Genomic DNA, 19522 nt, shown 5'->3' on the forward strand with positions numbered 1-19522 from the left:
AACCTCGGTATCAAGAAGGATACTGTCCAATGTCCAAGCCGCGCGCCAAGATGACCAATAGTTTTCCGGGCTGCCCGGTCGAAACGACCTTGAGTTTCCTCGACGGGAAATGGAAGGGCGTCATCCTGTTTCACCTGCTGACCGCGGGCACGCTGCGCTTCAGCGAGTTGCGACGGCGTTTGCAGGCCGTGACGCAACGCATGCTGACCAAGCAGCTGCGCGAACTGGAAGAGCAGGGGCTTGTGTCGCGAACCGTTTACCCGGTCGTGCCGCCGCGGGTCGACTACGCCCTGACTCCGCTCGGCCAGAGCCTGCGTCCCGTGATCATGGTGCTGGAGCAGTGGGGCAGCCGCCATGTCGAATGCAAGAATGGTGTGCGACGGATGATCGAGCCGGACAGCCGAGAGGACGAAGCCTCAGCCGCGTGACGGCTTCCTGTCGAGAGCAACCGAGATCAGGAAAATGACAAGACCGAGAGCCGAGAGCACGGAACCCACATAGCCGGTCGCGCCGTAACCATAGCCAGCCGCGATCACGACGCCACCGAGCCATGCCCCGAGCGCATTGGCAATGTTGAAGGCGGAGTGGTTGGTGGCGGCGGCGAGCGTCTGCGCGTCGGCGGCGACATCCATGAGCCGTGTCTGCACGGCCGGGCAGGCGGCAAAGCCGCATCCGGTGAGGAAGACACAGACGCAGAGCATGACGGGATTGTGTGCCGTCAACGAGAAGATCGACATCAGGATGATGTTGAAGGCCAGCATGCCGCCAATTGTGCCGTTTAGGGAATAGTCGGCCATGCGGCTGCCAACGATGTTGCCAACATTCATGCCGATCCCGAAGAGCGCGAGCACGACCGCGACCATGCTCACGGGCATGCCGGCCGTGTCCGTGACGGTCTTGGCGATATAGCTGAAGATCGCGAACATGCCGCCGAAGCCGACGGCTGCGACACCAAACGACAGCCAGACCTGAAGCCGTCCGAAGGCCGAGAGTTCGCGCCGGATGCTGGCACCTTCGGCGACCTTGTCCTTGGGCAGATAAAGCGCGATCAGCGCAACCGTGAGCGCACCGATGCCGGCGACCAGCAGGAAGGCCGCCCGCCAGTTCATCAACTGGCCGAGGAAGGTGGCGATCGGCGTGCCGACCAGCGTGGCAATGGTCAGGCCGAGCATGACGCGACCAACGGCGCGCACACGCCGATGCGGTTCGGCCATGGAGGCGGCAACAAGGGCAGCAACGCCAAAATAGGCGCCATGCGGCAAACCCGTGATGAAGCGCAGAAGTGTGAAGGACCAGAAGTCGGTGGCGAGCGCACTCGCCAGATTGCCGGCTGCGAACACACCCATCAGCGCAAGCAGCAGGGTCCGGCGGGGCAGTTTTGCGGCGAGGGCTGCGATGATCGGCGCGCCGATCACAACGCCGAGCGCATAGGCGCTGATGACATGCCCGGCATCCGGCACGCTGACGCCATAGGTGCTCGCCACTTCGGGCAGCAAGCCCATGATCACGAACTCGCCGGTCCCGATCCCAAAGCCGCCGGCCGCCAGCGCGATCTCAATCAACAGGATCGTCGTGGCCGTCAGCCCGATCGTGGTCTGTCTGTCGTCTTCAAGGGGGCGATCAAGGGCGGAGCAATCAGTCATGCGGGCACCTGGGCAAATAGCTCGGCAACCAGAGGTCGGCAGCGCTCGGGCCAGTGCCGAGGCGCAGCTGCGTTCCGTGGGAGGCCGGAAAATAATGGAAGGATCGTGAAATCACAGCGGGAACAAGATTGATATCTATCATATCTATATGCACTGCGGCAAAGGCTTTCGCAGATGCACTTGAAATTTGCGCGACGGCTATCGATTTCTGTCTCCTCTGGAAACTTTTGATGGCGCGGCACGTTTGAGAGCACGGCTCGAACCTTGAGCCGCGAAAGGACCCCATGAAGATTAAAGCGGTACTCAATCGCGACGGCGGCACCTTCAAGACCACCGATATGGAAGCCTATTGCGCAAGTGCAACCCGCGCCTTCGCTGCAAAGGGGCATGAGCTTGATTGTGCCGTGGTCAGTGGCGATGAGATCGTCGAGACGTTGCAGCGTGTTGCTGACGACGGAGGCTATGATGCGGTCATTGCAGGCGGCGGCGATGGCACGATCTCGGCTGCAGCCGGCATTGCCTGGAAATCCGGCCTGCCGCTCGGCGTCGTGCCAGCCGGCACCATGAACCTCTTTGCACGCTCGCTGAAGCTGCCGCTCGACATCTGGAAGGTGCTCGACGTACTGGCCGATGCGACCGTTGCCGATGTCGATATCGCAACGGCCAATGGCCGCCCCTTCGTGCACCAGTTCTCAGCCGGTCTGCATGCGCGAATGGTGCGCATGCGCAATCAGATGAATTTTGCATCGCGGCTCGGCAAGATCCGCGCCAGCACCAGTGCTGCCTTTGGCGTCATGCTCGATCCGCCCCGCTTCGAGGTAATGTTCGACATCGATGGCGACGGCCGCAGTGATGAGCGTCCGGTCTCGGCCATTTCCGTCTCCAACAACCCGCTCGGCAATAATTCGCTGTTCTTCGCCGATGAAGTGAATACCGGCCAGCTTGGCGTCTACCTCGCCGATCCTCTGGAGCCGACCGGCGTCGGCGCTCTCGCCTTCGACATCGTGCGCGGGCGTTTCAAGGAAAATGAAGCTGTGACCGCCTCGACGGCAAAACACGTGCATCTGCATTTCCCCAAACATCGCAAGGGGGCTGCGTGTGTGCTGGATGGCGAATTGCTGCGGATGCCGGCAGATGTCGAGATCAAGATGCACGCCGGAGAACTGAAGGTACTCGTGCCGAAGGCGGCGTGACGCGGCAGCCCCTAACCAAGTTCAAGCGTGGTGATGGCATAGACGCCGGCAAGCGCGAGAACGGGCGGGCCACCGCGATACATTCGGGCTGTCGTGAATCCCGGCTGAAACCCGCGTCGTCTGAGTGTTTCGGTCAGACTGACCTGATGATCCGGCACGTCGAGATGGACCTCGCCACCCGCGGCTGCCTGCACGCAGGCGCTGAGTAGGTTTTCCGCCGCTCCGTCATCTACGGCAAAGATCGGGCCGATTTTGCGACCTTGCCGGCAACGGCGAAGCACAGCATAGCCAGTCATGGCGCCATCCTCCATCGAGACAAAGGCGTCATGCGCGCCGCCGAGCCAGTGGGACAGGAAATTCGGACGCGGGGCGGGGAAGTGGCGTCTGTCGAAGACGGCGAGAGCCGGTAGGTCCATTGCCGTGAGAGGGCGAGCCGTGGCCGCCGGCGCTGGGGGCGACGGCGATGCCGTGCCGCCGGGACCACTCCATCGGATGCTTTCATAGAGCGGAGCAAAACCCATGGCCGCATAATTGGCCTGTTGCTCGGGCACGCCATCAAGGCCGATACGTCGGTTGCCCAGATGAGCCATGCCGGCATCCCAAACCTTGCGGCCATAGCCTTGCCCGCGAAAGCGTGGATGGCAGATGTAAAGACCGATGAAGCCGAAATGCTCGTCATAGGCGACGGCCGATATGCCGGCTACCAGCTCTCCCTCCACGAAACAGCCGAGAAAGCCTTGGGGATCCGCGGCGTAGAACGCGTCCGCATCGGTGAGGCCAGGATTCCAGCCTTCGTCCCCAGCCCAGTCAATCAGAATATCGAGCTCTTTGCGTGTCAGGGGACGAATGGCCGGCGCGCTCATCTCAGGCGGCTCCGATGCGCGATGGAGCAAAGGCTTCGAGCATGCCGGTAAAACGCTTTTCGACCGGAGCCGCATAGGCGCGGGATTTGGCAGTGGTGAGGCCGAGCGCCACAAGCCCTTCCGCCTGCTTGACCGCTGCCGCCACGCCATCGATCACCGGCACGCCGAATTCCTGAGAGAGCTGATGTGCAAGATCCGCCATGCCGGCGCAGCCGAGCACGATGGCTTCGGCCCCGTCCTCGCGAAGGGCAGCAGTGATTTCCGCTCGCAACCGGTCACGGGCGTTTGAATGCGGGTCTTCGAGCGAGAGCACGGGGATGTCGGCGGCCCGCACCTTCACCATGGCGGATTTGCCATAGCGATGGACGAGATGTTCGATTGGCAGGCGCGAGCGCTCCATCGTGGTGACCACGGTGATGCGCTGGGCAATGAAGCTTGCCACCGAGAGAGCTGCCTCGCAGATGCCGAGAACGGGGATGGCGGCAAGGGCTCGGCAAGCGTCGAGCCCGGTATCGTCGAAACAGGCGATCACGGCGGCAGAGGCACCCTCCCGCTCGGCGCGGGCGATTTCGATGAGCAGGCCGGGCAGGGCCAGCGCCTCGTCATAATACCCTTCGATCGAGGCTGGCCCCATGCTGGAGGTGACGGCGTCGATGGTGGTGTCCGGCTGCGCCACCCGCCTTGCAGCATCCGCAATGGTCGCGGTCATGCTGGCGGTGGTGTTGGGATTGATGACGGCAATTTTCATGAAGCCTCAGCCCCTGATATGGCGACGGTTGAGGCCGACAATGAGTGCCAGCGTCCCGCCAATGACGATCAGCGAGAAGACCGTGGTGACGGTGCCGAGCGCATAAAGAACCGGCGTCGTGACATTGGTGGTCATGCCGTAGATTTCGAGCGGCAGGGTGTTGTAGGTGCCTGAGGTCATCAGGGTGCGGGCGAATTCGTCATAGGAGAGCGTGAAGCCGAACAGGCCAACGCCGATCAGACTGGGCAGGATGATCGGCAGAACCACATGGCGAAAGCTCTGCCAGGAGGAGGCGCCGAGATCGCGGGCGGCCTCCTCGTAAGCCGGCGAGAAGCGGTTGAAAACGGCAAACATGATCAAGACGCCGAAGGGAAGGGTCCAGGTCAGATGCGCGCCGAAACCGGACGTATACCAGGCCGGCTGCAGGCCGAGCTGTGAGAACAGCACGCCGATGCCGAGCGAGACGATGATCGAGGGCACGACGAGGCTTGCAACCGCGAGATAGAAGAGCGGTGTAGCGCCCCAGAACTTGCGGCGGAAGGCAAGGCCCGCGAGCAGCGAGACGACAACCGTGACCACCATGACCATCAGACCGAGCGCGAAGGAGCGCCGGAACGAGCCGCCGAAATCACCGACCGCCTGCTGTTCGAAGAGGTTGGCGAACCAGTGCAAGGAGACACCATTGAGCGGGAAGGTGAGGCCGCCATTTTCGCCCTGGAAGGAGAGGATCACGATGGCCGACAAGGGGCCATAGAGGAAGACCACGAAGAGTGCGAAGAAGACGGCGAGCACGTAGAATTCGCGCGAGCGTTTTTCCGAATTCATCTCAAAGCTCCTTGCGAATGTCGACGACGCGCAGGATCGCGGCCACCATCAAGAGGACCAGCGCCAGCAGCACCACGGCATTGGCGGCGGCGGCGGGATATTGCAGCAGCGACATCTGGTTTTTCATCATCAGCGCGACCGAGGCGCTCTGGCCGCCGGACATGACCTGCACGGTCGAAAAATCGGCCATGACCAGCGTCACGACGAAGATCGTGCCGATCGCCATGCCGGGCTTGGCCAGCGGGATGATGACATTGGTCAGGATCTGCAGACCGGACGCACCGGCATCGCGCGCGGCTTCGACCAGTGAGCGATCAATGCGCATCATCGTGTTGAAGATCGGGGTGACCATGAACAGCGTGTAGAGGTGCACCATGGCAAGCACCACGGCGAAATCCGAATAGAGCAACCATTCGATCGGCTGGCTGATGAGGCCGGAACTGACAAGCGTGGTGTTGACCAGCCCATTGCGGCCGAGCACCGGAATCCAGGAGATCATGCGGATGATGTTCGAGGTGAGGAAGGGCACGGTGCAGACGAGGAAAAGCACGCTCTGCATGGCCGCACTTCGGATATGGAAGGCGAGGAAATAGGCAACCCAAAAGCCGATGACGAGGGTGATCGCCCAGACCATCACGGCGTATTTCAGGGTGTTGAGATAGGTCTTCCAGGTGACCCAGGAGCCGAGCGTCTCCTCGTAGTTGAACGTGACGAAGTCCGGATACATCTGGGCGAAGTCATAATCCCAGAAACTGACGACGGCGATCAGGAGGATCGGCAGGAGCAGGAAGAAGCCAAGGATGAGCGTCAGCGGCAGCGCCTGCAGATAGGAGGCAAGCCATGCCGGCACCCGGATTTCGCGTTTCGGCTTTTCCTCGCCGACGCCTAGAAATCGCACTGTGGTCATGTCGTTTCGTCTCCTGTCGCTGCAGTAATGCCTGCTGGGAAGTTTGCCCCTCATCCCCCTGCCGGGACCTTCTCCCCGCAAGCGGGGAGAAGAGGCAGAGCGGCGGCCCTATCGGCCTTCTCCCCGCTTGCGGGGAGAAGGTGGTGGCAGCCGGATGAGGGGCGAACAGCCTCGGTTGGTTATCAGGCCGCGATGAATTCGTTCCAGCGGCGGACCATGTAGCGGTCCTCGTCCATGACGGAGTTCCAGCAGGCGACCTTGCCCATGCGCTCCTCGAAGGAACCGCCGTCGCGGACCGCACCGGCCTTTTCCATGACCTTGCCTTCCGGAGACATGATGTCGCCAGTCGCGGCCTTGCCTTCGATCCAGTAGCCCCATTCATCCGCCGACATGTGTTCCTTGGCGGTTTCCATGCAGGCCGAGTAGTAGCCCTGGCGGTTGAGATAGCCGCCCACCCAGCCGGATGTGTACCAGTTGATGTATTCATAGGCTGCATCGAGCTGGGCGCCGGTGAGGTGGGCTGCCAGGCCGAGACCGCCGCCCCATGAGCGGTAACCTTCCTTGAGTGGCTGATACTTGCAGGCGATGCCCTTGGAGCGCACGGCGGCAACCGCCGGCGACCACATGGACTGGATGACGACTTCGCCGGAGGCCATCAGGTTGACACTTTCGTCGAAGGACTTCCAGAAGGCGCGGAACTGACCGTCCTGCTTGGCCTTGATCAGGAAGTCGATCGTCGTGTCGATCTCGGCCTTCGTCATATTGCCCTTGTCGGCATATTTGATGATGCCCATGGCTTCGCAGATCATCGCGGCATCCATGATGCCGATCGACGGGATGTTCAGGATCGAGGCCTTGCCCTTGAAGGCCGGGTCCATGATGTCGGCCCAGGACGAGATCTCACGGCCAACGAGGTCGGGACGGATGCCCAGCGTGTCGGCATTGTAGATCGTCGGCATCATGGTGAAGAGTTCGGTTTCGCCGGACGCGAAGGTCTTGGCATCCTTGCTCTCGACATAGCCGACGGTGTGCGGGGCGGTACCCTGAGCAATGACGCTGTCCGGCAGCAGCTTGCCGGTTTTGAACAGCGGCACGACCTTGTCGTAATACTTGAGCTTCGATGTTTCCATCGGCTGGATGACGCCGGTCGGATAGACCTTCTTCAGGATCCAGTATTCGATGTCGGCGATATCATAGGACATCGGCTGAGTGACGGCGCGCTGGGCAGCCGCATCGGAATCCGTTGCGGTCATCTCAAGCGTGATGCCGAGATCGGCTTTGCACTTCTCGGCGATGGCATTGATGTTCGACACGCCGGTGCCGAACTGGCGCAGCGTGATCGGGTTCTGCGCCCAGATGGTCGGGAAGCCGGTGATCACGCCGGAACCGGCGGCAAGGCCGGCGGCTGCAGACGCGGTCTTCAACAGGTTGCGGCGTGTCAGGCCCTTCTTTTCGGATGTGGTCTTCACAGTCATGCTCATTCTCCTCTGGATTATTGTGGTTTGAACTTCGGCTCTTGTGTCAGGCGTCGGGCTTGCCCAGCACGATCACGTCCCGTGGCCCCCAAGAGAGCGGCACGGCATCGCCCGTTTTGACGGGCATGGCGAAATAAGCGGCATCGCTGGTGACGATGGTGAACTCCTCGATCCCCGCACCGGCGACTGCGATCTTGACCGTCGCGCCGAGATATTCGACGCCGGCCACCACGCCGTTGAAGCCAAGCATCGGTTCTGTCTCGCCACCAATCGCCACCCGGTCTGTGCGCAAGGCGAGATCAAGGATTTGCCCCACTGGCACAGGCGAGGCAGGTGCCTTGAACCGGGTGCCGGCTGAGGTCTCGATTACGGTTTCATCCGCGCTGCTCTCCACCACGCGGCCCGAGATGACATTGTGATCGCCCATGAAGCGGGCAACAAAGGCGGTGGCCGGCTGTTCGAAGACCTGGCGAGGGGAGGCCGCCTGCTCGATGCGCCCGGCATTCATCACAACGATCAGATCCGCCAGCGCCATCGCCTCTTCCTGGCTATGGGTGACGTGGATGAAGCTGATGCCGAGCGACGTCTGCAGCTTCTTCAGTTCCGCCCGCATACGGATCTTGAGGAAGGGGTCAAGCGCCGAGAGGGGTTCATCGAGCAGCAGCGCTTCCGGCTTGGTGATCAGGGCGCGGGCAAGCGCCACGCGCTGCTGCTGGCCCCCGGACAGCTGGGCCGGACGGCGGTTGGCATAGGGATCGAGTTGCATCAGCGACAGCATCTCCAGCGCCTCGCGGCGGCGGGTATCCTTGTCGACGCCCTTCATCTTCAGGCTGAAGGCGACGTTGTCGACGAGATCGAGATGCGGGAAGAGCGCGTAGGACTGGAACATCATCGCCGTACCGCGAGCTGCCGGCGGCAGGTCGGTGACATTGGCATTGCCGAGCAGAATGTCGCCGGATGTGACGGCCTCATGGCCGGCGATCATCCGAAGGGTCGAGGTCTTGCCGCAGCCGGAAGGACCAAGCAGGCAGCAATAGGTCGATGCGGGAATCTTCAGGCTGACAGGATGGACGGCGATGGTCGGCCCATAGGCCTTGGATACGGCTGCAAGTTCGATATCGGCGTTTTTCGTCATGATGCAATCCTTCTCTGCCAGAAGTGATGCATGACGCGTGCCAGTTTGCTGCGGTGCAAACTAAGTGGCTGACTTCACTGGCTTTGTGGCTGAGGATGTAATCGCCGTCAGTGAGGTGGTTCGGCTGTATGCACAGAATTTAAACATTGCATACAATCTTGCATCATCTTTGATCGCATTATTTGTAAGCGTGTGTACGCAACGCATTTGCCTTGCCAAGCAAGCGGCGGTAGAACAGGCAATCTGGAGAGCAAGATGAAGTCGATTGCCAAAGCCGTTCTCGTCCCCGAAGGTCAGCAGGAGGACCGCGCCCGCGCGATCCGTGACAGTCTTCGCGATGCGATCGTCGACCGACGCCTCGCGCCCGGTACGAAACTGTCGGAGGCGGAGGTCGGCACACTGTTCGATGTCAGCCGCACGGTTGTGCGGGATGCGCTGCAGATGTTGGCCTTTGAAGGTCTGGTGACGACGGAGCGCAATCGCGGCGCCTTTGTTTCCAATCCGTCACCGGACGAGGCGCGACAGATCTTCGAGTCGCGGCGTCTGATCGAGCCCGCCATCGTTGCTGCCGCCGCAGACCGCCTGACCCCGGACGAGATCGCCGGCTTTCGCGCCCATCTGGAAGAAGAGGCGCGGCACAAGGGCGAGCGGGGGGCGAGTGCAAGGCGTGCCGAGATCAAGGCGTCCGGCGATTTCCATCTGCTGCTGGCACGCGTCGCCGGCAATGCGATCCTGGAAAAATTCATGCAGGAACTGGTGGCGCGCTCGTCGCTGGTGATTGCGCTTTATGGCCGGACCGGCGTGTCGAGCTGTGGCCATGACGACCACACCGAGATCCTTGATGCGCTGGAGCGCGGCGACGTGGAGGCGGCCACTGCCTCCATGCTGCATCATATCGGCCATATCGAAGCCGATCTCGACTTGCGCGAGATCGAAGCGATGACACTGAAGGATGCGCTGTCGATCTGAGGCAATGGTCTTGCGGTCTGCAGAATTGAAAAAGGCCCCGATGATCTTGAACTGCCCCCCGAGGTTGGAGGTCTAACTTTCGCGGGTCAGTTCAATCACCGGGGCCTTTTGTCGTCAGTGGCTGAAGGCAGCCGCAATCAGGGCCTTGGTATAGTCTTGCTTCGGGTGCTCGAAGATGTCCTCCGTCGCACCCTGCTCAACGATCTTGCCGTTCTTCATGACAACCACATGGTCCGACATCGCCTTGATGACGGAGAGATCGTGGCTGATGAAGATATAGGACAGACCGTGCTTCTCCTGCAGGTCGCGCAGGAGTTCGATCACCTGCCGCTGAACGGAGCGATCGAGCGCCGATGTCGGCTCGTCGAGAATGACCACCTTCGGCTTCAGGATCATCGATCGGGCAATCGCGATGCGCTGACGCTGCCCGCCGGAGAACTCGTGCGGATAGCGGTTGCGGGCTGCCGGATCGAGCCCGACTTCCTTCAGAGCGGCGATGGCGCGGGTGTCGCGTTCTGCGCGAGACAGCTGCGGTTCGTGCACATAGAGGCCTTCGGTGATGATCTCGCCCACCGTCTGGCGGGGCGAAAGCGAGCCGTAGGGGTCCTGGAACACCAGCTGCAGCTGCTTGCGGAAGGGTCGCATGCCACCACGGTCGAGACCTGAGAGGTCATTGCTCTCGAAGCGGAAGGCGCCATCGGCAGCCAGGAGCTTCAGAAGCGCCCGGCCAAGGGTCGATTTGCCGGAACCCGACTCGCCGACAATGCCGATGGTCTGGCCCTGTTGCAGGCGGATGCTGACATCATCGACCGCGCGGAAGGTGCGCGACGGGCCGAACAGTCCACTGCGGCCAATGTCGAAATCGACAACCACATTGCGACCTTCGAGCATGACGGGCGCGTCCGCCGCCGGTGCCGGCTTGGTGCCGGTGGGCTCCGCCGCGAGCAGCATCTTCGTGTAGTCATGCTGGGGATTGCCGAAGATGGCGTCGCGGCTGCCCGTCTCGACAATCTCGCCCTTGCGCATCACGGCGACGCGATCTGCAACATGTTTGACCACGCCGAGGTCATGGGTGATCAAGACGATCGCCATGCCGAAGCGCTTCTGCAGATCAGCGAGAAGGTCGAGGATCTGCGCCTGGATGGTGACGTCAAGCGCCGTCGTCGGTTCATCGGCGATCAAGAGATCCGGCTCGTTGGCCAAAGCCATCGCGATCATCACGCGCTGGCGCTGCCCGCCCGACATTTCGTAAGGATAGCTGTCGATGCGACGCTCGGGATCGGGGATGCCGACGAGCTTGAGCAATTCGAGCACGCGGGCACGCGCCTGTGCCTTGCTCATTCCACGGTGATGGATGAGCGGCTCTGCGATCTGCTTGCCGATCCGGTAGAGCGGATCAAGCGAGGTCATCGGTTCCTGGAAGATCATGGTGATCTTCGAGCCGCGAACCTTGTTGAGGCTGGCAAGCGGCTGGCCAACGAGGTTCTGACCGCCATAGACGGCCTGTCCGGTGACGTCGCCATTCTTGGCGAGCAGGCCCATGATGCCCATCATGGTCTGGCTCTTGCCGGAACCAGACTCGCCGACGATGGCAAGCGTCTCGCCCTTCTTCACCGAAAAGCTGATGCCCTTGACCGCTTCCACAGTGCCGTCAGGTGTCGCGAACGTCACCTTGAGGTCGGAAACGTCGAGCACGGTTTCGTTGTTTGTCTTGTCGTCCATGCTCATCGGTCCTTCGGATCCAGTGCATCACGCAGGCCATCGCCTACGAAATTCAGCGAAAACAGCGTCGTTACGAAGAAGATCGCCGGGAAGATCAGAAGCCATGGGGCACTCTGCATGTTCTTCGTGCCTTCCGAGATCAGCGTCCCCCAGCTGGCAAGCGGCGCCTGAACGCCGAGGCCAAGGAAGGAGAGGAAGCTTTCGAGGAGGATCACCTTCGGGACGACAACGGTGACGAAGACGATGACCGGGCCGATCGTGTTCGGAATGATGTGGCGACGGATGATCTGCCAGTCGGTGAGGCCAAGCGCCTCTGCAGCTCCGACGAATTCACGGCGCTTCAGCGACAGTGTCTGGCCGCGCACGATGCGGGCCATTTCCAGCCATTCCACTGCGCCGATCACCAGGAAGATGAGAACCACCGAGCGCCCGAAGAAGACGACGAGAACCACGACAAGGAAAACGAAGGGCAGAGAGTAGAGAATTTCGACAAGGCGCATCATGACATTGTCGACGCGACCGCCAAGATAGCCGGAGGTCGCGCCATAGACGACACCGATGCCAAGCGAGACAAGGCTGGCTGCCAGACCAACAGCAATCGAAATCTGGCCGCCCAGCATGACGCGGACCAGAAGGTCACGACCATTGCTGTCGGTGCCGAACAGGAAATACTGCTGATCCACTGAGCCCGTGAGGGTCATGGCCAGCTGGTCGGCAGAGGTTTCGGCGACGGTCGTGTTCTTGAACTCGTTGACGCGGTCGAAATAGCGCACCGAGCGCGGATCGATCGGGCGGGTCGACGTCACTTTGGCGGTGAACACGCCGTTTTCGATCTCGAAGCTTTCAAGCGTCAAACGCGCGCGTTTGGCCGTGCTGTCCGCCACCTCTTGCAGGGACTGCGGATCGGGCCGAGGCGCGAGGCTTGGCGGGATCGAGACATAGGACGGGAAGACCTGGTCATAGGTATGCGGAGCAAAGAACGGTCCCGCGAAGGAGAAGAGGCCGATCAGCAGCAGCATGATGCAGCCCGAGATTGCAGCCTTGTTGCGCTTGAAACGGAGCCAGGCGAGCTGGGCGAGGCTGCGGCCGGCAATTTCCGGCGTCTGGGTCAGGGTGGTATCAGTCATTGCGAACCCTCGGATCGAGCAGGCCGTAGGCGATGTCGACCAACAGGTTGAAGAAGATCACGAATATGGCCACCAGAATGACGGTGCCCATGACAAGCGGGTAATCGCGATTGAGGGCGCCAAGCACGAAGTAGCGACCAACGCCGGGGATGGTGAAGATGCTCTCAACCACGGCGGAACCGGTGAGAAGGGCTGCCGCGCAAGGAGCGAGATAGGAGATGATCGGCAACATCGCACCACGCATGGCATGCGTCACGACGACGACGCGCGAGGGAAGCCCGTAGGCGCGTGCAGTCCGGATATGGTCGGTGTTGAGCGCCTCGATCATCGAGCCGCGCGTGAGCCGGGCAAAGACCGCAAGCTGTGGCAGCGCGAGCGCCGTCATCGGCAGGATGAGGTTGCGAACAGAACCATCACCCCAGCCGCCAGCCGGAAGCCAGGACAGGAAGACGGCGAAGACCAGCGTAAGAACCGGGCCGACAACGAAATTGGGAACGGTGACACCGACGGTGGCAAAGGCCATCAGGCCGAAATCCAGCACGCTGTTCTGGCGAAGAGCTGCGATCGTGCCGAGCGTGACGCCGCCGATCAACGCGATCAGGATGGCATAGAGACCAAGCTCGATCGAATAGGGCAGGGCCTTGCCGATCAGCTCGGAGACGGTGTTGTCCTTATAGATGAAACTGGGGCCGAAGTCGCCGCGCACGGCATTGCCGAGATAGTTGATGTACTGCTGCCACAGAGGCTGGTCGAGCTTGTAGGTCGCCAGGATGTTTTCCATCGTCTGTGGGGGCAGCGGACGTTCGAGATTGAACGGACCGCCAGGCGCAAAGCGCATCAGGAAGAAGGAGATCGTCACGACGAGAAGGACCGTGGGGACGGCGCTCATCAGTCGGCGCAGGACAAATGACATCATGGTGAAAAAAGATGACGCGCGACAGCCTCATGCTGCCGCGCGCCATTCCCTGAGTTTGGTTATTCGGAAACGCTGAGGAACTTCGACAGGTGTTCATTCACCGGATTGTCGCCCCAGCCGGAGACGCGCGACGAGACCAGCCACAGGTTGGCGGTGTTCATCAGCGGTGCAATCGCCTGGTCGTTCATCAGAAGGGCTTCCGCCTTCTTGAGCTCTTCCATGCGCTTGGCCGGATCGCGCTCTTCATAGGAGGCCTTCATCAGCGCATCATAGTCGGCGTTCTTGTACTTGCCGTAGTTGAACGTGACATTCGTGCTGACATTGAGGGCGAGGAAGTTTTCCGGGTCGGCGTAGTCGGCGTTCCAGCCGGCGCGCGCAACATTGAACTTGCCGCCTTCCTGCAGGTAGGCGTAGTGCGAGGCAACGTCGAGGTTCGTCATCGTCACCTTGGCGCCGAAGGTGTTCTTCCACATGTCGGCGACAGCGGTTGCGACGCGCTCGTGGTTGGCATTGGTGTTGTAGCGAATCTCGATTTCGAGCGGCTTGCCACCTTCGCCGTAACCGGCAGCCTTCATCAGCTCGACAGCCTTGTCTTCGCGGTCGATCTGCGACATCGAGGCGAAATCAGGCTGCGGGCCCTGGCCATAGCCTTCGAGACCCGGCGGGACCAGATTATAGGCTGGCAGCTGTGCGCCGGCATAGATTTCCTGGGCAAGGAAATCGCGGTCGATGGACATCGACAGCGCACGGCGAACGTTGACGTCGTTGTACGGCGGCTCGCGATTGTCGAAGACGTAGTAATAAGTGGCGAGGCCCGGGGTCACGTGAACCTGATCGCCATAGCTTTCGCGCAGGCGTTTGATCTGGTCAGCCGAGAAGTTGTAGACGAGGTCCATTTCCTTGGCTTCGAAACGGCGAACCGAAGCGGCATCGTCGTCGACCGGGTAGAAGACGACCTTGTCGAGCTTGACGTTGGCGGCGTCCCAATACTTTTCGTTCTTGACCACGGTCAGCGTGTCGTTCGGCACATGGGCCTGAAGCACGAAGGCGCCGTTTGAGACCATATTGCCTGGCTTGACGAACTGGTCGCCGAACTTTTCAAAGTTCGCCTTGCTGATCGGCAGCGCGGTGTAGTGGGCGAGAAGCTGCAGGAAGAACGGGGTCGGGCGCTCAAGCGTGATTTCGACGGTCTTGGCGTCGATCGCCTTGATGCCGAGCTGGTCGATCGGAACTTCGCCCTTGTTCGCCTTTTCGGCATTCTTGATCGGGTAAAGGATGTTGGCGTATTCGGCGGCGGTCTTCGGGTCTTCGAGGCGGCGCATGGCGAAGACGAAGTCTTCAGCGGTTACCGGCGAGCCGTCCGACCAGTTGGCGTTTTCGCGGATCTTGAAAGTGTAGACGGTCTCGTCTTCCGAAATCGTCCAGCTTTCTGCCGTGCCGGGTACGATCTTGCCATTGGCGTCGAAAATGGTGAGGCCTTCAAACAGATCGCGGACCACGAAGCCCTCGATGTCGATCGAGATATGGGCATAATCAAGCGTCTGCGGCTCGCCGGCATTGCCGCGATGCAGAACCGCTTCGGCCAGCGCCTGGCTTGCGCCGAGGAAGAGCGAGCCGAGCAACAGAGAGGTGCCGAGAATGCGGCGCGTCTGGATGGTCATAGGTTAAAAACTCCCAGTTCGTTATTTACGAACACGGGACATGAAGTCATTCACCGGACCTCGGCAAGTTAATTTGTCGTCCATACCCCAATTTTGAGGAGGTTTTTTCTCATAATTGTTTTGGATTCGACAAGAAATTGCGCAAACGGACGGTCCTTGGCAATTTTATGACGCCTCCTGGGGTTGCCTAGATCCGCGGCAGATAGGTCTGGTAGTCGAAGCTTGAGACGGTCCGCAGATAGGCCATGGCTTCCTTGCGCTTCGTGTCGCCATAGATGCGCTGGTATTCGGCCCCGAAGATATCGGTGATGAAGGGGGATGTCCGGAAGCGCTCGACGGCAGTCAGGAAGTCGTAGGTCAGCATATCCGGATTCTCAGGCGCACTGTCCGGCGTGGTAACCTGGCCCGGATCAAGGTCTTCATCGAGACCGAGGAGGATGCCGCCGAGGATGGCTGCGAGCAGCAGATGCGGATGGGCATCGGCACCGGCCACGCGATGCTCGATCCGGGCGGCCGGGCCGTCCTTGTCCGGAATGCGGATGGCCGTGCCACGATTGCCAAAACCCCAATCGATCTTGTCGGGTGCAAACGAGCCCGGCTGGAAACGGCGATAGGAATTGGCAAAAGGCGCAAAGATGAGTTGCGCTTCCTGCATCGACTTCAGCATGCCCGCGGTGATCGACTTGAGCTTCACCGGATCGCCGCCCTTGGCGTCGAGAATGTTGCGGCCGTCCTTGTCGATGATCGATGCATGCACATGCAGGCCGGAGCCGGCATGGTCACCATAGGGCTTCGCCATGCAGGTTGCCTTGAAACCATGTTTGCGGGCGGCAAAATCAACGACGCGCTTCAGATAGATGCAGTCGTCCGCTGCCGCCATCGCGTCCGGCTTGTGCAAGAGGTTGACCTCGAACTGGCCAGGGCCGAACTCGGCGGTGGTCGCATCCGCCGGCAGGCCCATGTGGTCGCAATAGGCGCGCACGGTGGCAAGAAAGTCTTCCATCGCGGCCGTCGCGCGCATGTCATAGAGCTGGTACCCCTCGACCTCGCCATTCATGACGAGCGCTTTCGGCGGCATCGGCACACCGGTTTCGCGGAAATCCGGCTCCATCACATAGAATTCGAGTTCTGTCGCCACAACCGGCGTGAGGCCCCGTTCCTCGAAGCGCTTGAGCACATTGGCGAGGATGGCGCGCGGGCAGACATAATGCGGTTCGCCTGAGAGCGTGTGCATCGTTGCCAGCACCTGCTTGGATCCCTTTGGTCCCCAGGGCAGTGTGGTCAGCGAATTCTTCGACGGCACACAGATACCGTCAGGATCGCCCAGCGTCAGCGAGATCTTGGTGATGTCGTCATTGTCATCGCCCCAGATGTCGAGCGATTGCGTGGAGGCCGGCAGGCGGACGGTGTTTTTCCAGACCTTGTCCTCGGCCGAGAGTGGGATCATCTTGCCACGCAGGTCGCCGTTCATGCCGACGAGCAGGACTTCAATGCGCGCGGAAGGGTCGGCTGCATTGAGATCGGCGGCCTCAGACAATGCGGTCATGGCAGATAACTTTCTCTGGCTGTGTACGGATTTGGCCGGAGAAACGCGGCGATCGCTGCCTTGCCAAATGCGCGTCGGAAGGCCATGTTCGTAGCCGATAAAGTTCCACCTTTCAATGCGTGGGCGGGCGCCGGAACGGACCTTGTTTGGCCGCGATGGACGACTGCGGCCCGCCGAGGACATGTCCATGAACAAGCCGTTTTCCGCCGTCTCCAATCTCGGTGCCATCGACGCTGCCCATCATCTTCATCCCTTCTCGGACATGAAGAAGCTGAATGCTGCCGGCACCAAGATCATCACCCGGGCGGAAGGCGTGCATATCTGGGATGCGACGGGTAAGCAGTATCTCGATGCCTTTGCCGGCCTCTGGTGCGTCAATGTTGGCTATGGCCGCAAGTCGATTGCTGATGTCGTGCATGCCCAGATGCTCGAACTGCCCTATTACAACACCTTCTTCGGCACCACGACGCCGCCGACCACGCTGCTCGCCCAGAAGATCGCCGAAAAGACCGGCCCGACGATCAACCGCGTCTTCTTCTCCAATTCGGGCTCGGAAGCCTCCGACACCTGGTTCCGCATGGCGCGCGTCTACTGGAAGGCGCTCGGCCATGAGACGAAGACGCAGGTCATTGCCCGCAAGAACGCCTATCATGGCTCGACGGTCGCCGGCGCCTCGCTCGGCGGCATGAAGTGGATGCACGAGCAGGGCAACCTGCCGATCGAGGGCATCCACCACATCAACCAGCCCTACTGGTATGCCGAAGGTGGCGATCTTTCGCCCGAAGACTTCGGCGTCAAGGTGGCGCGCGAACTGGAAGAGAAGATCATTGAACTCGGCGAGGAGAATGTCGCGGCCTTCGTCGCCGAGCCGATCCAGGGGGCCGGCGGCGTCATCGTGCCGCCATCGACCTATTGGCCAGAAATCAAGCGCATCTGCGCCAAGTACCAGATCCTGCTCGTCGCCGACGAAGTGATCTCGGGCTTCGGTCGCCTCGGCTCCTGGTTCGGCCACCAGCATTATGATTTCGAGCCGGATCTCGCCCCGATCGCCAAGGGTCTGTCATCTGGCTATCTGCCGATCGGTGGCGTTCTCGTCTCCGACCGTGTGGCCGAAGTCATGGTCAACGAACTCGGCGATTTCTACCACGGCTACACCTATTCCGGTCACCCGGTGGCCGCTGCCGCAGCCCTTGAGAACATCCGCATCATCGAGGATGAGGGACTGGTGGAGCGCGTCCGGGACGACACCGGCCCTTACCTCGCTGCCGCCCTTGCCTCGCTGACGGACCACGAACTGGTCGGCGAAGCCGTTAGCGTCGGTTTGATGGGCGCCGTCCAGATCACCGCCGACAAGGCCACTCGCCGCCGCTTCAAGAAGCCTGACGATACGGGGACTGCGGTGCGCAACCAATGCGTTGACGCAGGCGTCGTGCTGCGCGCCACCGGCGACCGCATGCTCTTCTCGCCGCCGCTGATCATCTCCCGCACTGAGATCGATCAGGCGGTGGATACGCTGCGCAACGGTCTGGATTGGCTGAAGGACAACAGAGGCGAGGGGTGATCACGCCAGTTCTTTCAGTCTGGCCTCGATGAAGCCTCGCTCATGGGCGTGGCTTGCAAGCGCCAGGGCGGTGACATAGCTGGCGCGGGCATCTTTCACGTGGCCCAGCCGGCGTTCCAGGTCAGCCTTCACGCTGTATGCCGCATGATAGCGTTTCATCGCAGGGTCCAGCAGGAGGCCATCGACCACGGCCAGGGCGGTGCTTTCCCCGTCGACTTCGGCGAGTGCGACGGCGCGATTGAGGGCGACGACGGGCGAGGGGCTCGCTTCGAGGAGCATGTCATAGAGCGCAAGGATACGGTGCCAGTCCGTGTCCTCAGCGGACCTTGCTCGGGCGTGGCAGGCGGCAATCGATGCCTGGAGGCCATAGGCGCCGATCTCTCCGGTCGCATGAATACGGCTTAACAGCGTTTCGCCCTCTGCAATCATGCCCGCGTCCCACAGGTCTCTGTTTTGGTCCGTGAGCAACACAAGTGCACCTGCTTTGTCGAGGCGGGCCGATTTCCGCGATTGCTGGAACAGCATCAAAGCGAGGAGCCCCAGACATTCGGTATCGGCGATCATGCCGGCGATCAGCCTTCCGAGATGGATGGCGTCATCCGACAGGCGCTCAGATGGTCCAGCACGGCCATGCCCCTCATTGAACAGCAGGTAGACGACGGTAAGAACTGTCTCGATCCGCTCGGGCAGGTCTTGCATTTCGGGTATGGCATAGGGAATGCGCTGAGCGCGTATCTTCGCCTTCGCCCGCACGATCCGTTGGGCAATGGTCGCCGGAAGAGTCAGGAAGGCCCGTGCAATTTCTTCCGTGGTCAGGCCGCAGACCTCACGCAGTGCCATGGCCATCCGTCCCTCCTCCGGCAGGGCCGGATGGCAACAGGTGAAGATCAGCCGCAGCATGTCGTCTTCGATCATCATGGGATCGTCCTCCGCACGCCCCTCGATCTCGGCGAGATAGGCGAGGTCGTCCTGGTGTCGGTCGGCAAGTGCCCGCTTTCGCAGCCGATCAATGGTCCGGTACCGGCCCGCCGAAACGAGCCAGGGTTCCGGATTGCGCGGTACGCCCTTTGATGGCCAGACCATCGAGGCTTGCAGGAAGGCATCGTGCAGGGCCTCGTCGGCCAGCTCGAAACTGCCGAGCAGACGGATGAGCGTGGCACGGATACGCGGTGCAGACTGGCGATAGATGCCTTCGATCTGTTGGTGGACCGGATCTGCCATTCGGCCCCTC

The 19522-nt window shown here is 61.3% G+C and carries 17 protein-coding genes; 4 read left to right on the forward strand and 13 right to left on the reverse strand.

Annotated features, from left to right (window positions below):
- Positions 1 to 29: 29 nt before the first annotated feature.
- The gene (locus tag ACSV9I_RS08405; RefSeq protein ID WP_438328343.1) at positions 30 to 428 is read left to right on the forward strand and encodes a winged helix-turn-helix transcriptional regulator; all 399 of its coding nucleotides are present in this window, start codon (positions 30 to 32) and stop codon (positions 426 to 428) included.
- On the opposite strand, the gene ACSV9I_RS08410 is transcribed toward ACSV9I_RS08405, so the two are convergent.
- Positions 417 to 1643: an MFS transporter gene (locus tag ACSV9I_RS08410; RefSeq protein WP_438328345.1), complete on the reverse strand. Its 1227-nt coding sequence runs from the start codon at positions 1641 to 1643 to the stop codon at positions 417 to 419. The genes ACSV9I_RS08405 and ACSV9I_RS08410 overlap by 12 nt on opposite strands.
- Before the next feature lie 284 nt (positions 1644 to 1927).
- On the opposite strand from ACSV9I_RS08410, the gene ACSV9I_RS08415 reads away from it, so the two are divergent.
- Complete coding sequence (locus ACSV9I_RS08415; protein ID WP_054160472.1) at positions 1928 to 2836, forward strand: diacylglycerol/lipid kinase family protein; 909 nt, start codon at positions 1928 to 1930, stop codon at positions 2834 to 2836.
- Between the two features lie 11 nt (positions 2837 to 2847).
- Here the strand turns inward: ACSV9I_RS08415 and ACSV9I_RS08420 are convergent, their stop codons facing one another.
- From ACSV9I_RS08420 to ACSV9I_RS08445, 6 genes are all read right to left on the reverse strand, one after another.
- A complete protein-coding gene (locus ACSV9I_RS08420) occupies positions 2848 to 3699 on the reverse strand; it encodes a GNAT family N-acetyltransferase (protein ID WP_438328346.1) in 852 nt (283 codons plus the stop codon).
- A 1-nt stretch (position 3700) separates the two neighbouring features.
- Complete coding sequence (locus tag ACSV9I_RS08425) at positions 3701 to 4447, reverse strand: aspartate/glutamate racemase family protein (RefSeq protein WP_438328348.1); 747 nt, start codon at positions 4445 to 4447, stop codon at positions 3701 to 3703.
- Positions 4448 to 4453: 6 nt separating this feature from the next.
- Entirely contained in the window at positions 4454 to 5272 is an 819-nt protein-coding gene (locus tag ACSV9I_RS08430) for an ABC transporter permease (RefSeq protein ID WP_438328349.1), read from the reverse strand.
- 1 nt (position 5273) lies between these two features.
- Positions 5274 to 6179, reverse strand: a complete 906-nt coding sequence (locus tag ACSV9I_RS08435) for an ABC transporter permease (protein ID WP_438328350.1) — start codon at positions 6177 to 6179, stop codon at positions 5274 to 5276.
- Positions 6180 to 6361: 182 nt separating this feature from the next.
- Positions 6362 to 7660 carry an ABC transporter substrate-binding protein gene (locus ACSV9I_RS08440; RefSeq protein ID WP_438328351.1) on the reverse strand — a complete coding sequence of 433 codons (1299 nt, stop codon included), beginning with the start codon at positions 7658 to 7660 and terminating at the stop codon, positions 6362 to 6364.
- 40 nt (positions 7661 to 7700) lie between these two features.
- Positions 7701 to 8789, reverse strand: coding sequence for an ABC transporter ATP-binding protein (locus ACSV9I_RS08445; protein ID WP_438328352.1), 1089 nt, complete (start codon positions 8787 to 8789; stop codon positions 7701 to 7703).
- 255 nt (positions 8790 to 9044) lie between these two features.
- Between ACSV9I_RS08445 and ACSV9I_RS08450 the strand changes: the two genes are divergently transcribed.
- On the forward strand, positions 9045 to 9758 hold the full coding sequence (locus ACSV9I_RS08450) for a GntR family transcriptional regulator (RefSeq protein ID WP_438328353.1): 714 nt from the start codon (positions 9045 to 9047) through the stop codon (positions 9756 to 9758).
- 114 nt (positions 9759 to 9872) lie between these two features.
- On the opposite strand, the gene ACSV9I_RS08455 is transcribed toward ACSV9I_RS08450, so the two are convergent.
- From ACSV9I_RS08455 to ACSV9I_RS08475, 5 genes are all read right to left on the reverse strand, one after another.
- Positions 9873 to 11480 carry an ABC transporter ATP-binding protein gene (locus ACSV9I_RS08455; protein ID WP_438328354.1) on the reverse strand — a complete coding sequence of 536 codons (1608 nt, stop codon included), beginning with the start codon at positions 11478 to 11480 and terminating at the stop codon, positions 9873 to 9875.
- A 2-nt stretch (positions 11481 to 11482) separates the two neighbouring features.
- Positions 11483 to 12607: an ABC transporter permease gene (locus tag ACSV9I_RS08460; protein WP_438328355.1), complete on the reverse strand. Its 1125-nt coding sequence runs from the start codon at positions 12605 to 12607 to the stop codon at positions 11483 to 11485.
- Positions 12600 to 13523, reverse strand: a complete 924-nt coding sequence (oppB, locus tag ACSV9I_RS08465) for an oligopeptide ABC transporter permease OppB (RefSeq protein WP_054160482.1) — start codon at positions 13521 to 13523, stop codon at positions 12600 to 12602. Before oppB ends, ACSV9I_RS08460 begins: the two co-directional genes overlap by 8 nt.
- Before the next feature lie 59 nt (positions 13524 to 13582).
- Positions 13583 to 15184, reverse strand: coding sequence for a peptide ABC transporter substrate-binding protein (locus ACSV9I_RS08470; RefSeq protein ID WP_438328356.1), 1602 nt, complete (start codon positions 15182 to 15184; stop codon positions 13583 to 13585).
- 187 nt (positions 15185 to 15371) lie between these two features.
- Positions 15372 to 16730 (reverse strand): glutamine synthetase family protein, encoded by a 1359-nt coding sequence (locus ACSV9I_RS08475; RefSeq protein WP_438328357.1) that lies wholly within the window; start codon positions 16728 to 16730, stop codon positions 15372 to 15374.
- Between the two features lie 187 nt (positions 16731 to 16917).
- Here ACSV9I_RS08475 and ACSV9I_RS08480 point away from each other — a divergent pair, with 187 nt between their 5' ends.
- Positions 16918 to 18291: an aspartate aminotransferase family protein gene (locus ACSV9I_RS08480; protein ID WP_438328358.1), complete on the forward strand. Its 1374-nt coding sequence runs from the start codon at positions 16918 to 16920 to the stop codon at positions 18289 to 18291.
- Here ACSV9I_RS08480 and ACSV9I_RS08485 read toward each other — a convergent pair whose 3' ends face one another.
- Positions 18292 to 19512, reverse strand: coding sequence for an RNA polymerase sigma factor (locus ACSV9I_RS08485; RefSeq protein ID WP_438328359.1), 1221 nt, complete (start codon positions 19510 to 19512; stop codon positions 18292 to 18294). It abuts the gene before it with no gap.
- Positions 19513 to 19522 lie beyond the last annotated feature (10 nt).

The sequence above is a fragment of the Rhizobium sp. G187 genome (genome assembly GCF_051549525.1).
Lineage (GTDB): Bacteria > Pseudomonadota > Alphaproteobacteria > Rhizobiales > Rhizobiaceae > Allorhizobium.